This window comes from Enterococcus sp. HY326 (genome assembly GCF_026157065.1).
GTDB lineage: Bacteria > Bacillota > Bacilli > Lactobacillales > Enterococcaceae > HY326.
The window spans coordinates 1-2,276 of record NZ_JANLGQ010000026.1; the positions used below are offsets into that span (position 1 = coordinate 1).

General features: G+C 39.5%; 3 protein-coding genes. All 3 read right to left on the reverse strand.

The window, feature by feature from the left end:
- Positions 1-94 precede the first annotated feature (94 nt).
- On the reverse strand, positions 95-781 hold the full coding sequence (locus ORH16_RS18795) for a peptidoglycan amidohydrolase family protein (RefSeq protein WP_265460461.1): 687 nt from the start codon (positions 779-781) through the stop codon (positions 95-97).
- 59 nt (positions 782-840) lie between these two features.
- Positions 841-1,215 carry a transcriptional regulator gene (locus tag ORH16_RS18800; protein ID WP_265460462.1) on the reverse strand — a complete coding sequence of 125 codons (375 nt, stop codon included), beginning with the start codon at positions 1,213-1,215 and terminating at the stop codon, positions 841-843.
- 67 nt (positions 1,216-1,282) lie between these two features.
- The gene (locus tag ORH16_RS18805) at positions 1,283-2,209 is read right to left on the reverse strand and encodes a LysM peptidoglycan-binding domain-containing protein (protein ID WP_265460463.1); all 927 of its coding nucleotides are present in this window, start codon (positions 2,207-2,209) and stop codon (positions 1,283-1,285) included.
- Between the last annotated feature and the right edge of the window lie 67 nt (positions 2,210-2,276).

Here is a 2,276-nt window from a genome sequence, read left to right on the forward strand (position 1 = left end):
TGAGCTAAAGGTACGTGAATTGATTATAACACAAGAAAGCCGCCACTCACTTAAGAGTAGCGGCTTGATTGTTGAATCCTTTTCTAAAATTAGGTTATCCCAAAATGCCAGCAACTGGCTTTTGACCAGAAATCTGCTCAAGCCGTGTATACCAAGGTAAATTGCCGTCAAAGAAATATTCAGGCATATCTTTTCCGTTGTTGTCTTTATAGATTCTTTTCAAAATTACAATTTCATCTCCGTGCGCTAAATATTTTGCATTAGTACCATCAAAATAGTACCCGTTTCTTCCGTTTGCTGTTGGTCTCCAATAAATACATTGCATAGTTGTTTCCCTCCCTTTATTTTCATTGTTATTATTTTCTGCATTTTTCAATCTGTAGTAATAAGTTGGTGGGCCACCTAGCCAACCCGAACTTGCCGCAGTTTCTGCAATTCCATTTACAGAGCCCGCTGTACAGTGAATAATATTACTGTTACTTACAAAAACTCCTGTATGCCCGTTTGCTCCGCCACTACCACCTTTTGCTCCTGAAACGAAGATGTCCCCTCTTTGTGCATCGCTCCTTGCAATTGGAGTTAAAAGAGAGCCTTCTAATCGATATAATGATTCGGTATTGCCAATTGCAGTACCTGTTGGAAGAAAACCTCCTTCAATCAATGCAAAGTAGACAGCCGAGCTACAATCATAACTATTAGGTCCCAAACGATTGGTCATACTGTATGTAACTTTACCCTTTCGTTGCTGGAACCAATTAATTACTGATTCTACATTCGCCATAATCTCACCTTCTTTCTACATCAATTATATTCTTATCTTCTAATCCAAATAGGCCAAACTTATTCCCAGCCTAATCGATTCGCAATTTCTTGTAACAATTCATTATCTCTTCTTTTCACAGTAGATTCACTTAAATTAATCTCATGTGAAACAATCGCATTTTCTTTGCTCGGATTGCCTTGTAGATATTTTGAAATAAAAATATCATTGACTTCAGATGTCGAGTCTTGCAAAATCCCTCGTACTGTTTGGTCAAATAGTTTAGAGAAAATGATTTTATTTAATGACCAAGTTTCTTCACTTTCAACAAAGGGACAATCGTAACGAAAAAACTCATCAGAAGATAAAATGTATGCTAACTCTTTATACTTCCTCCGTGTACTTCTCAATTCCCACAATAAATGTCTAATATGGATTCTAGTTGCTTTATCCATCTCACCCAACTCCTTCATTAACAATGAAAATACATTTATTTAATTTTAAGTAACGGTACTATTTTTATTAAAATTTATTCTGGTTCAATCTAGTCTGCATAGCTTTGACCATTAGAGAAGGCTCGCTGATAACTCCGTCTTGTACTGTTCCAAAATAGCGCTGCATAGCTCGAATCGTGTTCGGTCCAATCATGCCATCAGCAGTAGTGCCGACTTTCCGTTGAATTGCTTTGTATGTTTCTGGACCTTTGATGCCATCGACCATCAGCCCCAATACTTGTTGAATCCGGCGTGTTGTCGCAGAACCCCAGTAACCATCTACGGCAATTTGATGACTGCTAGGCGTTGAGGAGCTACCCGACGTCTTCAATGTTTGGCCGATAAAAATCAAGTCAGAACTAAGGTTATTTAGCTGCTTCAAAAAAGTCACTGTTGTGTCGAATTTTTGAGAAATCTTCCATAAACTGTCACCGGCTACGACTGTGTAATTGCCAGTAGAAGGAGTTGAAGCACTATTTCCACCAGCGGAACCTGAAGTTCCGTATGCCGGTCGTCCAAACCCGACGATAAACTGCATGGTGCGGCGCATCTTCATTACTTGATTAGAGACATTACCTTCAACAGTATTTACAGAACCATCAGCGTTAACTGATACCACAATTCCGACGTGATCAATTGCTGAAATATTTTTACTTCCACCCCAATCAAAAAATACCATATCACCTTTTTGTGGTTTATCTCGATGGAATCTGCCTTGCTGGTTGAATGCTGAGGCCGCAAATACCGTATAGGCTGATTTGGTTCCATACAGATTAGAAATACCTAACTCTTGGAAGCAACACCAAATCATAGCCTGACACCAAGCGTAAGCAGAACCAGATACCGCTCTACCATAATACTTGGTATTAAACTCAACGTTATTCGACCCCATAGGATTTTCTTTGATGCCGACCTTGGACAACATCCAGTTAACTACATCATTCGCTGTTGCCATCGTCTAGCACCTCGTCTCCCGGTCTTGGACCATTGTCATTGGACATTGTAGCTGTTAGTTCTTCTTC

Bases quoted from the DNA above. Each gene is read 5' to 3' on its own strand.
- ORH16_RS18795 (WP_265460461.1), bottom strand. From the start codon at position 781: ATGGCGAATGTAGAATCAGTAATTAATTGGTTCCAGCAACGAAAGGGT.
- ORH16_RS18800 (WP_265460462.1), bottom strand. From the start codon at position 1,215: ATGGATAAAGCAACTAGAATCCATATTAGACATTTATTGTGGGAATTG.
- ORH16_RS18805 (WP_265460463.1), bottom strand. From the start codon at position 2,209: ATGGCAACAGCGAATGATGTAGTTAACTGGATGTTGTCCAAGGTCGGC.